General features: G+C 37.4%; 18 protein-coding genes. 11 read left to right on the top strand and 7 right to left on the bottom strand.

The window, feature by feature from the left end; translation table 11 throughout:
* Positions 1-91: 91 nt before the first annotated feature.
* The 4 genes from BMW39_RS11140 to BMW39_RS11155 all read left to right on the top strand — a co-directional run bounded on the left by BMW39_RS11140 (position 92) and on the right by BMW39_RS11155 (position 3,110).
* Positions 92-1,129 (top strand): PLP-dependent cysteine synthase family protein, encoded by a 1,038-nt coding sequence (locus BMW39_RS11140; protein WP_034975389.1) that lies wholly within the window; start codon positions 92-94, stop codon positions 1,127-1,129.
* Between the two features lie 75 nt (positions 1,130-1,204).
* Complete coding sequence (locus BMW39_RS11145) at positions 1,205-2,476, top strand: aminotransferase class I/II-fold pyridoxal phosphate-dependent enzyme (protein ID WP_034975391.1); 1,272 nt, start codon at positions 1,205-1,207, stop codon at positions 2,474-2,476.
* Between the two features lie 114 nt (positions 2,477-2,590).
* The gene (locus BMW39_RS11150; protein WP_034975393.1) at positions 2,591-2,824 is read left to right on the top strand and encodes a hypothetical protein; all 234 of its coding nucleotides are present in this window, start codon (positions 2,591-2,593) and stop codon (positions 2,822-2,824) included.
* Positions 2,814-3,110: a type II toxin-antitoxin system RelE/ParE family toxin gene (locus BMW39_RS11155; RefSeq protein WP_034975396.1), complete on the top strand. Its 297-nt coding sequence runs from the start codon at positions 2,814-2,816 to the stop codon at positions 3,108-3,110. The genes BMW39_RS11150 and BMW39_RS11155 overlap by 11 nt, the downstream gene beginning before the upstream one ends.
* Positions 3,111-3,150: 40 nt before the next feature.
* On the opposite strand, the gene BMW39_RS11160 is transcribed toward BMW39_RS11155, so the two are convergent.
* From BMW39_RS11160 to BMW39_RS11175, 4 genes are all read right to left on the bottom strand, one after another.
* Entirely contained in the window at positions 3,151-3,867 is a 717-nt protein-coding gene (locus BMW39_RS11160; protein WP_034975398.1) for a phytanoyl-CoA dioxygenase family protein, read from the bottom strand.
* An 18-nt stretch (positions 3,868-3,885) separates the two neighbouring features.
* A complete protein-coding gene (locus BMW39_RS19615; RefSeq protein ID WP_260261302.1) occupies positions 3,886-4,020 on the bottom strand; it encodes a hypothetical protein in 135 nt (44 codons plus the stop codon).
* A gap of 119 nt (positions 4,021-4,139) precedes the next feature.
* Positions 4,140-4,415 (bottom strand): hypothetical protein, encoded by a 276-nt coding sequence (locus BMW39_RS11170; protein WP_034975403.1) that lies wholly within the window; start codon positions 4,413-4,415, stop codon positions 4,140-4,142.
* A gap of 1 nt (position 4,416) precedes the next feature.
* A complete protein-coding gene (locus tag BMW39_RS11175; RefSeq protein WP_034975405.1) occupies positions 4,417-5,952 on the bottom strand; it encodes a serine hydrolase in 1,536 nt (511 codons plus the stop codon).
* A 94-nt stretch (positions 5,953-6,046) separates the two neighbouring features.
* Between BMW39_RS11175 and BMW39_RS11180 the strand changes: the two genes are divergently transcribed.
* From BMW39_RS11180 to BMW39_RS11195, 4 genes are all read left to right on the top strand, one after another.
* Positions 6,047-6,364 carry a MazG-like protein gene (locus BMW39_RS11180; protein WP_034975408.1) on the top strand — a complete coding sequence of 106 codons (318 nt, stop codon included), beginning with the start codon at positions 6,047-6,049 and terminating at the stop codon, positions 6,362-6,364.
* Between the two features lie 50 nt (positions 6,365-6,414).
* On the top strand, positions 6,415-6,966 hold the full coding sequence (locus BMW39_RS11185) for a DNA-3-methyladenine glycosylase I (protein WP_034975411.1): 552 nt from the start codon (positions 6,415-6,417) through the stop codon (positions 6,964-6,966).
* 175 nt (positions 6,967-7,141) lie between these two features.
* Positions 7,142-8,500, top strand: coding sequence for an orotidine-5'-phosphate decarboxylase (gene pyrF, locus BMW39_RS11190; RefSeq protein ID WP_034975414.1), 1,359 nt, complete (start codon positions 7,142-7,144; stop codon positions 8,498-8,500).
* 181 nt (positions 8,501-8,681) lie between these two features.
* The gene (locus tag BMW39_RS11195) at positions 8,682-11,498 is read left to right on the top strand and encodes a M1 family aminopeptidase (RefSeq protein ID WP_034975416.1); all 2,817 of its coding nucleotides are present in this window, start codon (positions 8,682-8,684) and stop codon (positions 11,496-11,498) included.
* Between the two features lie 73 nt (positions 11,499-11,571).
* Here BMW39_RS11195 and BMW39_RS11200 read toward each other — a convergent pair whose 3' ends face one another.
* The gene (locus BMW39_RS11200; RefSeq protein WP_051879913.1) at positions 11,572-12,342 is read right to left on the bottom strand and encodes a T9SS type A sorting domain-containing protein; all 771 of its coding nucleotides are present in this window, start codon (positions 12,340-12,342) and stop codon (positions 11,572-11,574) included.
* 86 nt (positions 12,343-12,428) lie between these two features.
* A complete protein-coding gene (locus BMW39_RS11205; RefSeq protein ID WP_051879914.1) occupies positions 12,429-13,157 on the bottom strand; it encodes a T9SS type A sorting domain-containing protein in 729 nt (242 codons plus the stop codon).
* Positions 13,158-13,355: 198 nt separating this feature from the next.
* Here BMW39_RS11205 and BMW39_RS11210 point away from each other — a divergent pair, with 198 nt between their 5' ends.
* Positions 13,356-16,565 (top strand): hypothetical protein, encoded by a 3,210-nt coding sequence (locus tag BMW39_RS11210; protein ID WP_245750479.1) that lies wholly within the window; start codon positions 13,356-13,358, stop codon positions 16,563-16,565.
* Between the two features lie 164 nt (positions 16,566-16,729).
* Here BMW39_RS11210 and BMW39_RS11215 read toward each other — a convergent pair whose 3' ends face one another.
* A complete protein-coding gene (locus BMW39_RS11215; RefSeq protein WP_034976145.1) occupies positions 16,730-17,551 on the bottom strand; it encodes a sulfurtransferase in 822 nt (273 codons plus the stop codon).
* 186 nt (positions 17,552-17,737) lie between these two features.
* On the opposite strand from BMW39_RS11215, the gene BMW39_RS11220 reads away from it, so the two are divergent.
* Together BMW39_RS11220 and BMW39_RS11225 are read left to right on the top strand one after the other, a co-directional pair.
* The gene (locus tag BMW39_RS11220; RefSeq protein ID WP_034975419.1) at positions 17,738-18,703 is read left to right on the top strand and encodes an NAD-dependent epimerase/dehydratase family protein; all 966 of its coding nucleotides are present in this window, start codon (positions 17,738-17,740) and stop codon (positions 18,701-18,703) included.
* A gap of 83 nt (positions 18,704-18,786) precedes the next feature.
* Positions 18,787-19,539, top strand: a complete 753-nt coding sequence (locus BMW39_RS11225; RefSeq protein ID WP_034975421.1) for a polysaccharide deacetylase family protein — start codon at positions 18,787-18,789, stop codon at positions 19,537-19,539.
* Positions 19,540-19,669 lie beyond the last annotated feature (130 nt).

Here is a 19,669-nt window from a genome sequence, read left to right on the forward strand (position 1 = left end):
ACTTATACCATATTAGTATGTGAAAACTAAAAAACATTGCAATTTTTTTTTTATTTTTGCAGACAGTTTTTGAGAGAAAAAATGATATAAAATGACGAATGTATACGATAATATTCTTGGTTTGATTGGCAACACCCCGTTGGTCAAATTGAATCACGTTACCAAGGACATTCCTGCGACAGTATACGCTAAGTTGGAGTCTTATAATCCAGGCCATTCTACGAAAGATAGGATTGCCCTTCACATCATAGAAAATGCAGAAAAGAAAGGGTTGATCAAACCCGATTCTGTCATAGTTGAAACCACGTCCGGCAACACCGGATTTTCTATAGCGATGGTTTGTATCGTAAAAGGTTACAAATGCATCCTTGCCGTAAGTGATAAAACAAAAGCGGAAAAGATCGCCTATCTTAAAGCTTTGGGAGCAACCGTTTATGTTTGCCCAGCTTCTGTTCCGGCAGATGACCCAAGGTCTTACTACGAAGTTGCAAAAAGAATTGCAAGAGAAACGCCTAACTCAGTTTACATCAATCAATATTTCAACGAATTGAATATTGATGCGCACTACCAAACGACTGGACCTGAACTTTGGAACCAGACTGATGGAAAAATTACGCACGTTTTTGCTTGTACAGGTACTGGAGGTACACTTTCCGGAACTGCAAAATATTTGAAAGAACAAAATCCTAACATCAAAGTAATCGGTGTAGATGCAGATGGATCGATCCTGAAAACTTACCACGAAACAGGAAAGATAAACAAAACAGAGATTCACCCTTATCAAATAGAAGGTCTTGGAAAAAACCTGATTCCAGGTGCGCTTTTGTTCGATAAAATTGATGAATACATCAGAGTAAATGACGAAATGTCCGCTTACAGAACCCGCGAAATAGCTTTGAAGGAAGCAATTATGGGAGGTTACACTACAGGCGCAGTAACTCAAGCTTTGATTCAATATGCGAATTCACACGAATTCAAAAACGATGACCTGGTTGTATTAATTTTTCCAGATCACGGTTCACGCTACATCACCAAAGTTTACAGCGACAAATGGATGGAAGAGCAAGGTTTTATCAACAATTGTTTCCACAATTACGATGAGATCTTCAAAACAGAAATTATCAAATAACAATTCAAAATATTAATAAACCTTTTGGAAAGACAAAAGGTTTTTTCAGTAAATCAAAAAATATCAGTTAGAAAAATGGACATTTTTGAAAGAATAAAACAGAATCCAGGTCCTCTAGGACAATTTGCAGATTATGCAGAAGGCTATTATATTTTCCCACGATTGGAAGGTCCAATTGGCCCGAGAATGAAGTTCCAAGGGAAAGACGTGATCTTCTGGAGTGCCAATGATTATTTGGGTCTTTGCAACCATCCTGAGGTTTTGGAAGCCGATGCAAAAGCGGCTGCAGAATACGGCATGTTTTATCCAATGGGCGCGAGAGCAATGTCTGGCGAGACCGATCAGCATTTGCAGTTGGAAAGAGAATTGGCAGAATTTGTTCAGAAAGAATCAGCATATCTTCTGAATTTTGGTTACCAGGGAATGGTGTCTTGTATCGATGCTTTGGTTTCCAGAAATGACGTAATCGTTTACGATGTAGATTCTCACGCTTGTATCGTGGATGGTGTAAGATTGCACTCTGGAAAACGATTCACTTACAGACACAACGATATCGCTAGTCTTGAAAAAAACCTTCAAAGAGCTCAAAAAGTGACCGAAGAAACTGGAGGTGGAATCTTGGTAATCACAGAAGGTGTTTTCGGAATGAGAGGTCAGCAAGGGAAATTGAAAGAGATCATTGCGCTTAAAGAAAAATATGGTTTCAGAATTTTGGTGGACGATGCGCACGGATTCGGGACACTTGGTGCAACTGGCGCTGGTGCTGGAGAAGAGCAAGGTTGTCAGGATGAGATCGATGTTTATTTCTCTACTTTCGCAAAATCTATGGCTGGTTTCGGAGCGTTCCTAGCAGGAAACAAAGAAATTATCCGTTATCTGAAATTCAACCTTAGATCTCAGATCTTTGCAAAATCTTTGACAATGCCAATGGTAATCGGAGGTTTGAAGAGATTGGAACTTCTAAGATCGAGACCAGAGATCAAAGCAAAACTTTGGGAAAATGTCGAAAAACTTCAAGGTGGACTTAAGAAAATCGGATACAATCTTGGTGACACCAACACTTGTGTAACACCAGTTTTCATCCAGGGAAATCCTGTTGAAGCAATGCTTTTGGCGAGAGACCTTAGAGAAAACTACGGGATTTTCACATCAGTTGTTTCTTATCCGGTAATTCCAAAAGGAATGATTTTGCTAAGATTGATTCCAACCGCTTCTCACACAGATGCTGAGATCAACGAAACACTTGAAGCTTTCGAATCAATTTATAAAAAACTGGAAACTGGTTATTATAAAGAGTTGGAAGCGCAACAAATCAAAGAGCAGAATTTGCAGTTTAAAGAGATTTAAAATTCTTAAATTCAACATAACAAAAGCCTTTCGGAGTTAAAACTTTGAAAGGCTTTTTGATTTAATAAAAAATTGTAATTTTGATAGAAGATGATTCACTGAAAATTCGGAACAATGAAAGCACAAGTAATCGAAGACCACAACGGCTTACCAACGGGCGTTTTCATCCCCATCAAGGAATGGGAAAAATTGAAAAAACAATATCCAAATATTGCTGAGGAAACCAGTATATTCGAACTTTCCGAAGAACAAAAGAAAATATTGGATGCCCAAGAAGATTTGCCTATCTCAGAATATCAGGACAATGATGCTTTCGTAGCTGAATTGAAAAAAGAATATGGCTTATAATGTCAAAATTTCACCTGTAGCAAAAGCCGAAGTAAGAAAAGCTGTAGCTTATTACAGAAAAGAAGCTTCTTTAAAAGTGGCTCAGAATTTCGTCGCGGATTATGAATTGACTTTAAAGAAAATTGTACAAAAACCTTTTTTCCAAATTTATTACAAAGATTTTCGAGGTCTTACGTTTTCAAAATATCCGTACATTATTTTTTATCAAATTGATGAAACCAACAAATTCATTTTTGTAAAAGCAGTTTTCAATGCTTCACAAGATATTGGCAAAAGACCAAAATAAAAGCCAGTTTTTGTAAACCGACTTTCTTATATTATTAATTTCAATTCAATCTTTCCGACCAATTGATTTCCTCAGGCAATTCCATATTAGAAAACTCAATGTGGATGACTCTGCGTTTTTGATTGTTGGTGGTTCTGTTTGAACCGTGAAGAATCAATGGTTTCATAATCATAATTCCGCCTTTGTTTACGGAACAGATTTCCTCGGTTTCTACGTTCCAATCGATGGTTTCCGGTCGGTAGATTTCTTTGCTGTGGGAATTTGGAACGACTTTCAACGCGCCGTTATTCTCATCAGTGTCATCCAAATGGATTCTAATCGTGAAAATATTTTTCAAATAATCAATCGGCGGTTGAACGGCAAATTGATTTTGCTTCGTCGTCCACGGTCCAAAACCATTTAAATCCAATTTCTTATCGACCGAAATCGTCAAATCCTGATGATAGGAAACGTACCAATTGGATTTTTCAGGTTTATCAAAATAGATACTTTTGACCACGAAATAATCATTTCCAAAAACTTCATTAATGATTTGCTTAATGTTATCATTAAAGATAAATCGATGACTTTCTGGAACTTCCTTCAAGAATTGTCTAATCGCAAAAAGGTCTTCCGATTTTCTGAAAGTTTCTTTTGAAGTATCGATGGAATCAATGACATTAATGATTTGATTGATTTCTTGCTTAGAAAAAACGTCATTTATGAGTGTGAATCCTTTTTCGGAGATTTCTTTTTTGTGGTTTTGTAAATTTTCCATTAATTTTAGAGGGCATCTTTAAATAATTATTGTTCCAAATTTTAAAAAAGTAAGCTTTGCTCCATTTATAAAATCCTCATTGGTAGTATTTTCATCTGAATTTTCATTTTGCAGTTCAAAATAATATTCACTCGGATTAGCAAGACCAACCATCAATGAATTATTTTTCGACGAATTATAAATCCAAAATTTATATCTTTTTGTACGTGGATTCGGATTTAACAATACTAGTTCATCTATGATTGAAATGGTCAAATTAAAACTTCCGTTAATTAAATATGGGTCAAGTAAACCATGACACAAAATAATTTTGTAGTTTCATTACTATGTTCATCAAACTTTATTGATTTAATCTCTCCCAAAAAGACTGTATCATTTTCTATTCTAATTTGATTTTTTGGAAATCTTGCAAACTCTTGTTTTTGATAATTACTTTCAAATATTTCTTTCGCAGGATGATATTTTCCACTATTAATATTTTCAGTCTGTCCAAAAATATTAAGTGGGAATCCTATTAAAAATAAAAATCTGAAATTAAATTTTAGCATATTAATTAATCTTCTTCAAATCCAAATCCTCGAAATCAAAACTAAAATCCGTCACATCAGAGATTGGTTTCATCTTCGCAGAAACCGCTTTTCCATTTTCATCAAAATTTAAAATGAAAAAAGAATCGGCATCGTAACTTCTGTCATCCCATTTTGCCACAAAAGAATTGGCAGAATATGGAATCAAATCGCCTTTCAGCCTTGGAGAAGATTTAGAAATAATTCTGTAGCCTTTTCCAACTTTGGAAACCTCAACAATCCCAAACCATTCGTCTTTGTACCAACCGATGAATTGGTCATCCTTCAACTCAGATTTGAATTTTGAAGCTTTATCGTAAATCTCTTTCTTCTGCTTTGCAAAACGCTCATCATTTTTCTTGCTTCTCTCGCCATAAAGCTTCAGCCAATCACGGTTTTCAACTTTCAAATATGCATCTTTCACCGAGTTTGTAATCGTGGAAAAAGCGGCACCAGATTGTTGATTGGTCAAAACCACAATTCCCAGTTTCATATCTGGAATCAAGGTAAAATGTGTTACCGTTCCAATCAAACCACCGCTGTGCTGAACTTGCAAATGGCCTTTCACATCACTCAAAAACCAACCCAATCCATAGCCGTAAAACTTCGTATCGTAAGGCGAAGTCGCTCCAACTTTGTCAGCAATCTGAAGGCTCCAAAGTTCGTGTGCATTTTTCTCAGAAACCAAGCGTTTTCCATCTTTCGTCACAAAACCATTCAGAAGGAAATCTGCCCAGGTCGTCATATCTTTGATGTTGCTCATAATGCCACCTGCCGCGTTCGCAGTTTCGTTCCAATCGTGTGGAACCGCAATCGCTTTTCCATCCACTGGCGCGTGTGCATCGATGATGTTTTGGGAATTTTTTGCTCGGTTGTAAGAGCCGAAACTTGCCGTCATCCCGACAGGTTTCAGAATTTTTTGCTCGATGAAATCTGCCCATTGCAAACCAGAAACCCTGTGAATTACTTCACCAGCAACGATGAACATTATATTGTTGTAATCCAAAGTCGTTCTAAAAGGATTTTCAGGTTTCAAATATCGAACATTATGTACGATGTCATTCACGGTCAAACTGCCGCCTTCTGGAAAAAACATCAAATCGCCTTGTCCTAAACCAAGTCCGGCTCTGTGCGTTATCAAATCTTTGATGGTCACATTTTGAGAAACGTAAGGATCCGCCATTTGAAACTCCGGAATATATTTGCTGACTTTATCGTCCCAGTTGATCTTGCCTTCATCTGCCAGAATCGCCAAAGCGGTGCAAGTGAAACCTTTGCTGTTAGACGCAATTCCGACCAAAGTATTCTCGTCCATTGGCTGATTATTTTTAAGCGAACGAACACCGAAACCTTTGGCATAAATCACTTTTCCATCTTTCACAATCCCGACCGACATTCCTGGAACGTCAAATGTTTTAAGAGAGTTTTGAATCAGTTCGTCGAGTTTTTTCTCCTCGATTTGAGCATTGAACAAGACGAAAGCGAAAAGGAAAAAGGAAGAAATTAGTGATTTGTACATTTTAAAAAAGCTTTGGACGAAGATAAGGATTTTAGGAAAATGGAACTTAAATCCATCAATTTTGTTTGTATTTTTGTTTTAAATAATTACAAAAATGGCAAATGATAATTTTAATGAAATCATAGAACGGTCAATCAAAATCCGTAAATCATACCACGAGCTGGAACTCAAACAAAACGGTAAAGTCTGGACAATAGAACAGGATGCTTTGGGATTTTTGTCCGATGCAGGATTGGTTGGAAGAAATACAATGTCTCACGAGAAAACTTGGTCCAAAGCTAATTCTGATGAAGAATTGGAACATAAACTTGCTGAATCAATTTGGTGGATCATCAATCTTTCCGATAGAATGGATATCGATATCAAAGTAGCAATGGACAAGTTCCTTACTAAAACTGAAAACTTATTTTAAAGATGTTTTTATTCTAAATTCTAAAACCTAACTTCTAACCTCTATAACAAATGTCATACTGCGCCACCATAGAAACAATGCAACCTGAAGAAAGAAAAGCATTGCACAAAAATTACCACGACAACCACTACGGTTTTCCGATTCATAATGATGATGAGCTTTTCGGAAGATTGATCATGGAAATCAACCAAGCGGGACTGAGCTGGGAAACGATTTTAAAAAAGGAAGATTCTTTCCGAAAAGCTTACAGCAATTTCAGTATCGAAAAAATTGCGGCTTATACGGAAAAAGACCGCGAAAGATTGTTGTCCGACCCTGGAATCATCCGAAATAAATTAAAAGTAAACGCTGCGATTGAAAATGCTAAAACCATTTTGGACCTGAAAAAGGAATTTGGCTCTTTCGAAAAATGGCTGGAACATCACCACCCGAAAACCAAGGAAGAATGGGTGAAATTGTTCAAAAAAACTTTCAAGTTTACTGGTGGTGAAATTGTTGGAGAATTCCTGATGAGTATTGGCTTTCTGAAAGGTGCGCATTCTGAGAATTGTACAATCAATGAAAAGATTTTTGCATCAAATCCGAAGTGGAAGCAAATTTAAACCACAAAAGTCACAATAGAAATTCAAAATGAAAGACTTTTAAAAGAGCAAAAAAGCTGACTTGCAAAACCTTTTGCTTTTTTGCACTTTTGATAAACTTAGAAATAACTATAGCTTTTGAGCCTTTTGTGGTTTAAAAAATAGCCTTAAATTTGTAGAAATCTAAGAAAAGTAAATGGAAAGTAAAAAAGAATTCTTCCTCGAGTGTTACACACTTGGGATCATCAAATTTGGGCGTTTTACCCTGAAAAGCGGGATTGAAAGTCCGTTTTACGTGGATCTTCGTCCGCTCGCGTCTGACCCAAAGATCTTGAAAAAATTGGCCAATTATCTTTTGGAAATGCTTCCTTTGGATAATTTTGATATCATCTGTGGTGTTCCTTACGCTGCACTTCCAATGGCGACAGCAATGTCTTTGGAAAGTTTTATCCCATTGATCATCAAAAGAAAAGAAGCTAAAGCTTACGGCACCAAAAAACTCATAGAAGGAATTTATGAGAAAGGACAAAACTGCTTATTAGTAGAGGATGTTATTACTTCCGGAAAATCACTTGTAGAAACCATTGACGAGGTAGAAAATGAAGGTATCAAAGTTTCCGACATCGTTGTGGTTTTGGACAGACAACAAGGCGGAAAAGAAAAATTGGAAGCCAAAGGTTACAAAGTGCATTCACTCTTTAATATTTCTGAAGTCGTTGAAATCTTGAGAGAAGTGAATTATATTGATGAAGATGAAGTGGCTAGAATTCAGGATTTTGTGAGTGGAAATCAAGTTATTTTTGAAGAGAAAAAACGTTTGTCCTACGAGCAAAAATTGGAAGTTGCCGAACATTCTTTCGCCAAGAAAATCCTTGAAATTGCGATTGAAAAAAGGTCAAACCTCATTGCGTCTGCAGATTTCATTACTACAAAAGAATTATTGGACTTTGCAGATTTTGTTGGTCCTCACATTGTGGCTTTGAAAACGCACATCGATATTCTGAATGATTTTGATGCCGACGAAACCATTCTTCCACTAAAAGATCTGGCAACGAAACATAACTTTCTATTGATGGAAGACCGCAAGTTTGCAGACATCGGAAACACGCAGGAATTGCAATTTTCTTACGGAACTTATAAGATTTCCAACTGGGCAGATCTGGTAACTTCTCACGTTATCGGCGGAAGCAAAAGTTTGGATTGTTTTATGAATGTAGGCGTCGTAGCAATCTTAGGAATGTCTTCCAAAGGAACTTTGACCGATTCTCATTATCGTGAAGAAGCTTTGAAAGTAATTGAAACTCATCCAAGCATTATCGGTTGCGTGGCTCAGAATGAAATCTCTGACCAACTTTTATTGTTTACGCCTGGCGTTAATCTTGGAGAAACTGGCGACGATAAAGGTCAACAGTACAATTCGCCGGAACACGTGATCAAAAATTACGGAACCGATTTCATCATCGTTGGACGTGGCATTTACAAATCCGAAGAACCAGAACAGGAAGCTTTGCGTTATAAAAACGAAGGCTGGAAGGCGTATTTGGAAACGCTGTAAAAAAATATAAATCTTCTTATTATAACCCTTTCAGAGTTCAAAACTCTGAAAGGGTTTTTAATTTCTGTCAGTCTGTGAAGGTCTTCGAGAGCCTCAAACTGACAGATGAAAAACTTTAACAACCATCTATCATCATTCATCAAAAAAAATCATTAGTTTTGATAAGTACTGATTGTTCCTGATGAAGCGTCTTTTTTGTGTCTTGGTTTCGTTTTCCTTTAATTTCTGGGCGGTTGCTCAGCAAGACAGCATTCGGTTGAATGTGAAACTAAATGACGACCAAAAATCGATCTCTGTGGAGCAAACTTTGGTGTATCATAATCCGCATCAAAAATCCATTGATCAGATCAAACTTCTGAATTGGGTTTCGGCTTACCAGAAACGGAAAACTCCACTTCTCAAAAGGAAAATTGAGGATAGAAAAAATGACCTTTACTTCGCAAAAGACGAACAACTGGGAAAATTGGAAAGTCTGCAATATTCTTTAAAAAATACAACTTCCGAAATACTCAACACGCAACAGGAAAACATCTTCATTCCACTTTCCGAAGCTTTGAAGCCTGGCGAGAGCGTTACCATTAATTTAAAATATAAAATCAAACTTCCTGACGCACGTTTCACAGGCTATGGAATCAATACGAATCATCTTCTTCTGAAATATTTTTTCCTTGTTCCAGAGACTTTTGAGGATGAAAATCAGAGCAATTCTTTCTATCGCGACACCGAAGAAACCGCCAACGCTGGCTCATTTTGGAAAGTGAATTTTGAAATTCCAAAATATTGGAAAATCTATTCTAACTTGCTTCAAAACAGTGAACTTGAGTTTGAAGGGAAATCCATCAATGATCCTGAGTTTCAAATCTCGAAAGAAATCTATCCTGAGTTTTCTCTAAATGTTGATGGGCAAAATGTAAAAGTGGATTTGGGATATCAAACCAATGAATATCAACGCCAAATCTTAAGTTCTGTCCTGACCAATCATTTGAAATTCATCAAAACAAAAACCGGAAATCTTCCCGAAAAGCTTTTCATTACTGATAAATTTATGAAGAAGGAAGAATTTATCGGGATTGATGACATCAAGTTTTGGAAATTCAAATTCCAGATGTTTACGGATTATGAGAAGACGGACCTGGATTACTTCAGCACCATTTCAAAGAAGGTCATGGATGAATACTTCATCAGTAATAAAACAAAAGACCACTGGCTGAAAAACGGTTTGAAGTCGTATCTCGAGATCCAATATCTTAAACAAAATTATCCAAACCACAAACTGATTGGAAATCTGGCAGACAACGCCAACATCTTCGGAATCAAACCATTGAAAATATTCCACGCTTCGAAGTTGAAATTGAACGAGCGTTATGGCTTGGCGTATCATTACATTTACACCCAGAATCTCGATCAGAAGATCACCACGCCATTTGACAAATTGAGCAACTTCAATACGACGGCCATCAGCCAGTTTGAGACGGGAAGTTTGCTTAATTATATTTCGGAATATCAAGGAAATGAAACTTTTGATGAGTTCTTGAAACAATATTTTTCTCAGAATTATAAAAGTAAAATTACTGGTGACGATTTCTTGAAAGAACTTGAAAATCAATCTAATGGAAAATCTGCTTTCCTAAAAAGAATGATGGACGAAAAGCACAGGATCAATTTCAATCTCAAAAATTTCGAAGAAAAAAATAATGAATATTTAGTTAAAATAAAGAAAAGTAAGAGTGAGATCATTCCACTGAAACTGGAGACCGAGGCCAAAGATTCCGAGAAAACGACTTATTGGAAGGATGGGAACGAACTGACAAAAGACAGCGCCTCTCTTCCCACAAACCAAGTTGAAAAGATAGTTTTGAATGACGATTATGTTTTCCCTGAAACCAATTTCCGGGATAATTATCTTTATACAAAAGGAATTTTCTCGAATATGAAGAAAATCAGATTCAAGTTGATCAAGGATATTCAGAATCCGGAATATAATGAGATTTTCATCACGCCGAGGCTGACCTTCAATGCGTACGACAAAGTTCTATTTGGAATGAATTTTAAAAACCAGGGAATTTTTGATCAGAAATTTGATTATTCTGTGACGCCGTATTACAGTTCAGGTACAGGAAAATTGACTGGTTCAGCTGGTTTGGGCTACTCTATTTTGCCACCAGATAGTTTCTTTAGAAGCTGGAATTTTGGCGTGTCTGGATCCTATTTTCATTATGATAATAATTTGGCCTACACGCGATTTGGAGCATCTACATCACTCAACTTCAACAAAAATCCTAGAAGTGCAATTGGCAGAAGTTTGTTTTTCTCATACAACTATTATGAGCGTGAACTCTCTCCTCTTAGGATTTTGAATAACGAATATGCGAAGTACAACCTTTGGAATTTGGGCTATGCATACTCCGACAATCAAATGATCCATGAGAAATATATCGGGACCAATATCCAATGGATGGAGGATTTCCAAAAGATATCAGCAGAGGCCTTTTACCGTTGGGAATTTGCAAAGAATAAGAAGATCAGTTTCAGATGGTTTGCCGGTTATTTTGTGAAGAATGAGACCAAGAATAATCTTTTCAACTACGGAATTTCACGGGTTTCCAACTATTCTTTTTCGTACGGATTGCTGGGACAAAGCGCCACATCCGGGATTCTTTCCCAGCAGTTTATCCTGGCAGAAGGCGGCTTCAAATCACTTTTCAACACTTCCGTGAATGAATTCATCACAAGTGTCAATGTGGATTCTCACTTATGGAAGTGGTTCAATCTCTATGCAGATGCTGGCGTTTATAAGAATAAAAATCACGCTGCAAAGTTCATCTGGGACTCTGGCATCAAGGTAAAAGTAGTTCCTGATTTCTTGGAGGTTTATTTTCCCGTCGCATCTAGCTTAGGTTTCGAACCAGGTTTTAAAAATTATGGTTACAGGATCCGATACACTTTGGTTTTGAATTTGGGTGCTCTTATCAACAATTTGAGAAGAGGTGTATTTTAAGAATTTCATTATTAATTATAATAAAAAAGGCTTCCTGAGATCAGGAAGCCTTCTATTTTTCAGAAAACTAATATTAGTTTTTGATCACTTTTTGAGATACTTTAGTACCGTTTACTGTTCCAGTTACGATGTAAACACCTTTTGCAAGTGCAGAAACATTCAATGTAGAACCTTCTGTTACTTTAGCAGCTTTTACAACTTGTCCAGCAGCGTTGATGATCTGGATATCTGCAGTCTTAGCGAAAGCGATAGATTCACCTACTGAAGTATTTTTTACCAAAGTAGAGTTAGCTTTTGTAAAATCAGCAACTGCAAGAGCATCTGTGTAAGTTACATCAAAAGAAAGAACTCTGATCTGAGCAGAAGCAGCACCTTGGTTACCATTTTTGATAGTAATGTTAGATGCAGGCGTTGCAGCAACTACCAAGTAAGTAGCATTTGTAGCATCAGCAGGATCATAAACTGTAGGAACAACTGCTCCGTCAACAGTTACGATAGCACTTGATGGTCCGTAGTTATCAGATCCAAGAGTACCTGGAGTTTTGATTTTCACAGAGTTGATCTTTGTACCAGCAACAGCGATGATAGAAAGAGAGTTTCCGTTACCATCTGCATTGTTTGAATACATTCTTAAAGCACCACCTCCAGCAGTGTAAAATTTAGGACCATTGCTTGCTCCATTCTTTTGTACGTCGTAAGTCAATTTGCCAGCAACGATATTTCCAGTTGTAATATCTTGTGCATTTGTAAATCCTTGGTTGTTATAAACATAACTAAAAGTAGTTTGAGCTTGTGCAGTAAAAGCCAAAGCTGAAACAGCTAAAATTGTAAAGATTTTTTTCATTTTATTGAAATTTTAAAATTAGGTTACAAAAATAAGTAAAAAATCGCTCTCATTTGCAGAGAGCAATTTTTTAACATTTTTTATTATTATTTTTTGATGATTTTCTGAGATACAGCTTTTCCGTTTACTGCACCAGTCACTACGTAAGTTCCTTTTGGTAAAGCAGAAACATCCAATCTAGAGTTGTCAGAAACCTCAGCAGTTTTCACGATTTGACCAGCAGTGTTGTAAACTGATACTTTCGCAGAAGCTCCGAAGATTAATTCGTTAGAAACGATTGTGTTCTTCACCAAGTTAGCTTTTCCTTTTGTAGCATCACCAACTGCCATTGTCGGTACAGTATAAGTTACAGAAATTGACGTAGTTCTCAACTGTGCAGACGATGTATTCGCATTTTGGAAAGTAAAAGAAGCATCAGCTGATAAACCTGAAACTGTATATGTAGTTCCAGTTAAAGTTGCAGTTTGACTAGCAGCTCCGTTAACACTATATTTTACTGTTGGTGTATTTCCTGTTACCGCATTGATTGTAACACTTGAGATAATTGCACCATTTTTTGGTGTAATCGTGAAACTTCCTCCGTTTCCATTTGCAGAGTAATAAAATCTCGCATTTGTTCCACTAGTAAAATACGCAGGAGGATTGCTTGCATCATTCTGAGCTGCAGAATAATCTAGGTTTGTATCGATTGCTCCCGAAGAAAGTGCCTGACCATTTGTAAAACCTTGGTTAGCGAACACAAAATTTGTCGTTGTCTGCGCACTTACGGTTGCTGTAACAGCTACTGCCGCTAACAAAGAATAGAATTTTTTCATAATATAAAGTTTAAAATTGTTATTGTTATTACTGTTTCGTTTTGTCTGTCGCAAATATAAAATATTATCTTTAACTACAATTTTAACATCACCTTTCCCGTTTTAAATAATTGTTAATTCGTTCCATAGCCTATTATTAGTACATTTACACATCATTACAAAAGGGTGCCTAAGATAAACAAAATTTTTCTGTTAACATTGATTTTTTTTGCGTTAAATCCCTTTAACGCACAGATTTTCAGTTGGAAGAACCCCAATATCCCACAAGATTCCCTTAAAAAAGACAGCATCTTCATCTCCCGAATTAACCAGGATTTTTTCACCAAAGACACGCTCGACTTCGTTAAAAAACAGAATAAGATCATTTATGATGAAGAAGTACTCGTAAAAAATGACAAGAAAAGAATCCTCGGAGAACTCAATTCCAAAGGCTCAATTATTAGAGGGATCACCTTCGGGAATAACCAAGGCTCCTCAGTCCAAAGTTCTATGGATATGCAGATCTCCGGAAAGCTGAGTCCTGATGTTTCCATCCTAGCTTCAATTTCTGACCATAATCTTCCGGTTCAAGCAGATGGTTACACACAGACTTTGCAGGAATTCGATAAAATCTATCTCCAGCTCAATATCAAAAACCACAGCATCATACGAGCCGGACATCTGGATCTGAATGACGAAACCACCTATTTCGGACGTTACCAAAGAAGAAGTATGGGATTGCAATTCCTCACCGCGTGGGAAAAGAATGGTAATAAAACCTCGGTTGATGTTTCTGGCGGCGTTGCGCGAAGTGAGTTTTTCCGAATGCGCTTCCAGGGAATCGAGGGAAATCAAGGACCTTACAGACTGACGGGGAAAAATGGAGAATTGTTCATCACGATCATCTCCGGTTCGGAACAGGTTTTCATTGATGGTGTCCTCATGAAACGTGGCGAAAATCAGGATTATGTCATTAATTATAACACGGGCGAGATTACCTTCACGAGTTTCCGACCGATCTATAAACAGAACTTTATCAATGTTTCTTATAATTATACGAATAGAAATTACACCAGATTCCTCATCACAGGGAACATCAAACATCAGCGAGAAAAACTGAAAGCAGGCTTCAGCTGGTTCATGGAAAATGATAATAAGAACGCACCACTTGCCCTTAATCTAAGCGAAGAAGATCAGCTTCAGCTCGTGAATGCAGGAAACGACCCCACTTTGATGTATTCACCGTCTGGAATAGAGACAGAATATGATGTCAACAAGATCCTTTACAAAAAGGTTTTCGCTGGCGATTCTTTCCACTATGAGTTTTCTACGAATCAGACGGAAGTGCTCTACCAGGTTTCATTCACCTACTTTGGAAACGGCAAAGGTGATTATCAATTACAGCAAACCACCAACAACGGTCGGGTTTTCCAATACATGGGAACTGGTCTGGGAGATTATCTCGCGGTTAGGAAATTACCTGCTCCGGAAAAATCCCAGGTTTATTCCGCCAACGTGGAATATGCTTTGAACGAAGGTGTCGTCGGGACAGATGTTTCCTTAAGCAATTATGACCTCAATGCATTTTCATCGAGAGACAATGATCAGAATATAGGTTACGCCGCAAGGATCTACGCCAACAAAACATTTAGAAAAAATACTTGGACCGGAACGCCGATGGTTGAATACCAAGTGATCCAAAAGAATTTCCACATTCTGGACAGGATCAACAATGTGGATTTTTGGCGTGACTTCAATTTGACCAATGAGTTCAATCAGATTACGCAGAACCGTTTCATTTTTTCTTTCCTTAATGACTTCAATAAAACCTCAAAGATCAATTACAAGATCAATTACCTTGAGGAAAAAGACTCTTACAAAGGCATCAAAAACGATTTGGACGCTGTTTGGAAAATTGGAAAATTCAACAATCTTGCAGCCATTTCTTATCTTGACACCAAATCGACAGACCTCAATACCAACTTTGTCCGCGGTGCAGTTTCTACAGAGTTGGCTGGCAAAAAAGGCAGCTGGATGTTGGGCGCGGCTATGGAACACAACGAGAAAAAATACAACACGACCCAAACTTTAGATTTGACAAGTTTCAGCTGGAAAGAACTTTTCATCCAAAAAAAGATCGCTGACTCGGCCAGAACGAAATTATTGACCAAACTTTATTTCCGAAGCAACGATTCTGTTCAGGACAACCGTTTGCAAAAGATGAACAACATTGTGGGGATCATGGCGGAAAGTCAAATTATTAAGAATGAGAAGACACAGCTCTCAACCTTGGTCCACTACAGGAAATTCTTCTACGAAAATCAAAGTTTTGCCACTGACCAGAATCAGGATTTTGTGGTTGGAAATATTCTTTATAATCAGCAGCTCTTCAACAATGGGATGCGCCTGCAATTCTTCTACGAACTTGGCAATGGACAGGAAGCGCAGCGTGAATTCCAGTACATCAAAGTGACAGACGGACAAGGTGTCTACAAATGGACAGATTACAACAATGATGGCGTGCAGCAATTAGATGAGTTCGAGGCGGCAGAGTACGCCGATCTGGCCCAATACATCCGGGTTTATACCAACAGCGTGAATTACTTGGCATCGAACAAAAACAAGCTTCAGTTGGCGTTATTCGTCAATCCTTCCGCTATCATCAGTTCAAAGAATGAATTCTTAAAACGTTGGAACTTCAACCTTTCATTGCTTTCACAGAATTCATATCTCAAAAATGATCAGGTTTTGGTTTGGAATCCATTCAAAAAAGAAAGTGACCAGTTGCTGAGAACGCAAAATATCTTAGCATCGGCCATATTTAATTCTAATGACAAATCGGGTTGGAACGGGAGTTATCGATATACAGACAATGATAATTTGGTCAACGCCAATTTCAGTAATGAAGCGCACGGCCAGAAATCACACTTCCTGAATGTAGGCTACTCCTTCACCAAATCTTTCCGTACGGATTGGGAAAATTCTATTCAAAATGTGACGAATAGTTCACAGGTTTACGATTCGCGAAATTATCTTCTTCAAAACTGGGAAACCAAACCAAAAGCGACTTACAAACTGTCCGAAAGTCTACAAACAGAACTCTTCGGTGCGCTCCGTCAAAAGAAAAGAACCGATGGTGTAGAGCTATTGAAAACGTATGAGATCTCCGGAACACTACAGTGGGAAAAGGTGAAAACGTCGGTTCGCGCTAATTTCTCTTTCATTAATAATGATTTCACCGGAAATAATTACAGCATCGTCGGAAATCAAATGTTGGAAGGTTTGAAAGTGGGAAAAAACCAGGTTTGGTCACTATTCATCCAGCAAGCCATCAATTCCTTCATCCAACTGAATGTGAATTACGAAGGCAGAAACTCCGGCGAAAGAACGATCCACATTGGAAGTATGCAGATCAGAGCGAGTTTTTAAGTTGGAGTGTCGGGGAGTTGGAGAGTTTGAGAGTTTGAGAGTTTGAGAGTTTTAAAGTAATATAGTTGGAGCGGATGAGTGTTACATAGGTTTATAGATGAAATTGTACATTACGTTATTCTAAATCTCAAATCTCAAACTCCCCAACTCTCAAACTCTCCCACTCAATTCCTGCTCCACTCGCTCCAGCTTCCAACATACAGATTCGGAATTTCGAAACCAGCGTGATCCAAAGCCAAAAGTGAATGACAAGCCGTCACGCCGCTTCCGCAATGGAAAATGATTTTGTCAGAATTTCTATTTTTAAAGAACTCTGCATATTTTTCGTGTAAGACCTCAGGCGATTTGAATAGGCCATTTTCATCAAGGTTATCGGAGAAAGGGAAATTTTCTGCGTTGGGAATATGTCCGGCAATCAAGTCGATTGGTTCGGTGATTCCTTGGTAACGCTGAGATTCACGGACATCCACAATTAGAAATTCGGGATTTTCTGTTGCTACCTTCACATCATCAATCCAAACTTGTGGCAATTGCCAGTCTTTAAATTCAGAAATATATTCGGTTTCAGGATAACTGTCATCGCCAGAACTTACAGAATAATTTTGACTTTCTGCAAATTGCAAACCGCCATTCAGAACGCGTACATTCTGATGACCAACCGCTTTCAGCATCCACCAAAATCTTGCGCCAGCATTTGCGCCATTCTTATCATCATAGATGACAACTTCAGAATCCTTATCGATTCCCAATTTCCCTAAGGTCTTGATGAAATTTGAAAACGCCGGCAGTGGATGTCGACCACCATTTTTTGGATTATCAATTTCTGCCAGATCCGTATTCAAATCTACAAATACAGCATTCAACAAATGTTTTTTTAGGTATTCTTCTTTAGCACTCGGGCCAGTTCGAACATCAAATATTTTTAGATTTGGATGATTAGAAATTTGACAAAGTTCGTCGGTATTGATTATGGAATTCGTTTTCATAGGATTTGAGATTTTGGAACTGAAATTGTAAGTCTTTGTGAACATAAAATTAAACTAATACCACAATCTCACAAAGTATTTCAACTATTTTATTTTGTCAACTTAAACAACAAAAATCTTTTACAGTTGAAAAATTGTACTCAAATATTTAAATTAATTAGATTTGCGAATCAATAAAAGTAAAAAATGGAAACACCACAAGAAAAAATCCTCATTACGGGCGCACTAGGACAGATCGGAACAGAACTCACGGTAAGACTATGTGAAATGTACGGCAAAGAAAACGTGATCGCATCCGGACTTGAAAAATGGAAGGAAGGCATTACAGAAGCTGGCTACTACGAAAGATTAGATGTCACTAACTTCCAAGCTGTTACCGAAGTGATCAAAGAACACAACATCACAACGGTTTATCACTTGGCATCTTTACTGTCTGGAACATCGGAAAAACAACCAATGTTCGCCTGGAAACTGAACCTTGACCCATTGATCCATCTTTGCGAGTTGGCAAAGGAAGGAAGACTCAAAAAGATATTCTGGCCTAGTTCCATCGCTGTATTTGGCAAAGGAATCCCGAAAGAAAATGTAGGACAGGAAGTGGTATTGAATCCAAAAACAGTGTACGGCATCTCAAAAATGGCTGGAGAAAAATGGTGCGAATATTATTTCGAAAAGTACGGTGTTGACATCAGAAGTATTCGCTATCCTGGTCTTATTTCTTGGAAAGCGCCAGCCGGAGGAGGCACTACAGATTACGCCGTAGAGATTTTCTATGAAGCGGTAGAAAATGCAAAATATACGAGTTTCATCAAAGAAGATACAGCGATGCCAATGCTCTATATGGATGACGCGATCGATGCAACAATTAAGCTGATGACCGCGCCAAAAGAGCAAGTGAAAATACGCTACTCTTACAACCTCGGTGGCATGAGATTTACACCTTCAGAATTGGCGACTGAAATCAAAAAAACAATTCCAGATTTTGAGGTAAAATACGAGCCAGATTTTCGTCAAGAGATTGCAGATTCTTGGCCGGCAAGCATTGATGATTCTGCTGCGAAACAGGATTGGGGATTGGATTACAAATTCGATATTTCATCCATGTCGATAGATATGATAAATAATCTAAAGACGAAATTAGGCAAATCATAAAATTTAAATCATCAATTTAATTTAATATGTTTTTAACATTTGATTCTTAAATATTTATAAATAAAATTAAAAATTTACTTTAAGTGATTTTACTTACGTTCAACATAGCAATTTCGGAAAAGGGCAGAGAATTTAATAAGAAATTTTCTGAGAATGAATTGATATCGTCTATCGAAGAAAATACGAAAATCATCTTATTGTTGTTGGAGTTGCACGAGTATAAAGCTACTTTTTTTGTTGAAGTTTCCATTGCTCAGCAACTCCAAAAATTGTTAAAAAGCCTTTCACTTTCAGGTCATGAAGTTGGACTTTACAATGTCAATTCCGACACCGAAATGGTAACCAAAACCAAGCAAGATCTGGAGCAAATTTTAGATAAACCCATCAAAGGTTTAAGACAAAAATCACATCGCCTTCTCTACTCCGAGATCAAGAAAATGGACTTCACTTACGTCTCGAATATCGAAGATTCCAAGATCGATTTTCTTTGGCGAAAGTTGACTGCAAAAACTGAAATCTACACAGAAAATGACTTGACGATCGTTCCGGAAAGTCAGTCGCCTTATTCGCAACTTCCATTCAACGATTATGTGCTCCAAGTAACGCCGATGAAGTATTATGAAAGCATGCTTTTGGAAAGTCTGAAATCGAATGAATATGTAATGATCTATGCAAACGCTTGGCAACTTTTCAGCAAAGACAAGTTGCCTTTTGTTTTGCCATTTTATAAAAAGATCAACCTTAGTAGAAGTTTTGAAGACCGATTGGAAGAACTCTTTCAGTTCATGGACGAGCACGAAATTGCCGTTTCCAGGATGAAGGATTATTTGTTTTAAAGCTCACACAATTCTTGCATAGAGTGGCAAACATGTTATAGCAATCAGCTTTAAAACAACTATAATTCAAAGTCTGTTGATTTTTAATTACTCAAACAAAATTTCATTTTATTTAATTAATCATAATCTC

Source organism: Epilithonimonas lactis (genome assembly GCF_900110605.1).
Classification (GTDB): domain Bacteria; phylum Bacteroidota; class Bacteroidia; order Flavobacteriales; family Weeksellaceae; genus Epilithonimonas; species Epilithonimonas lactis.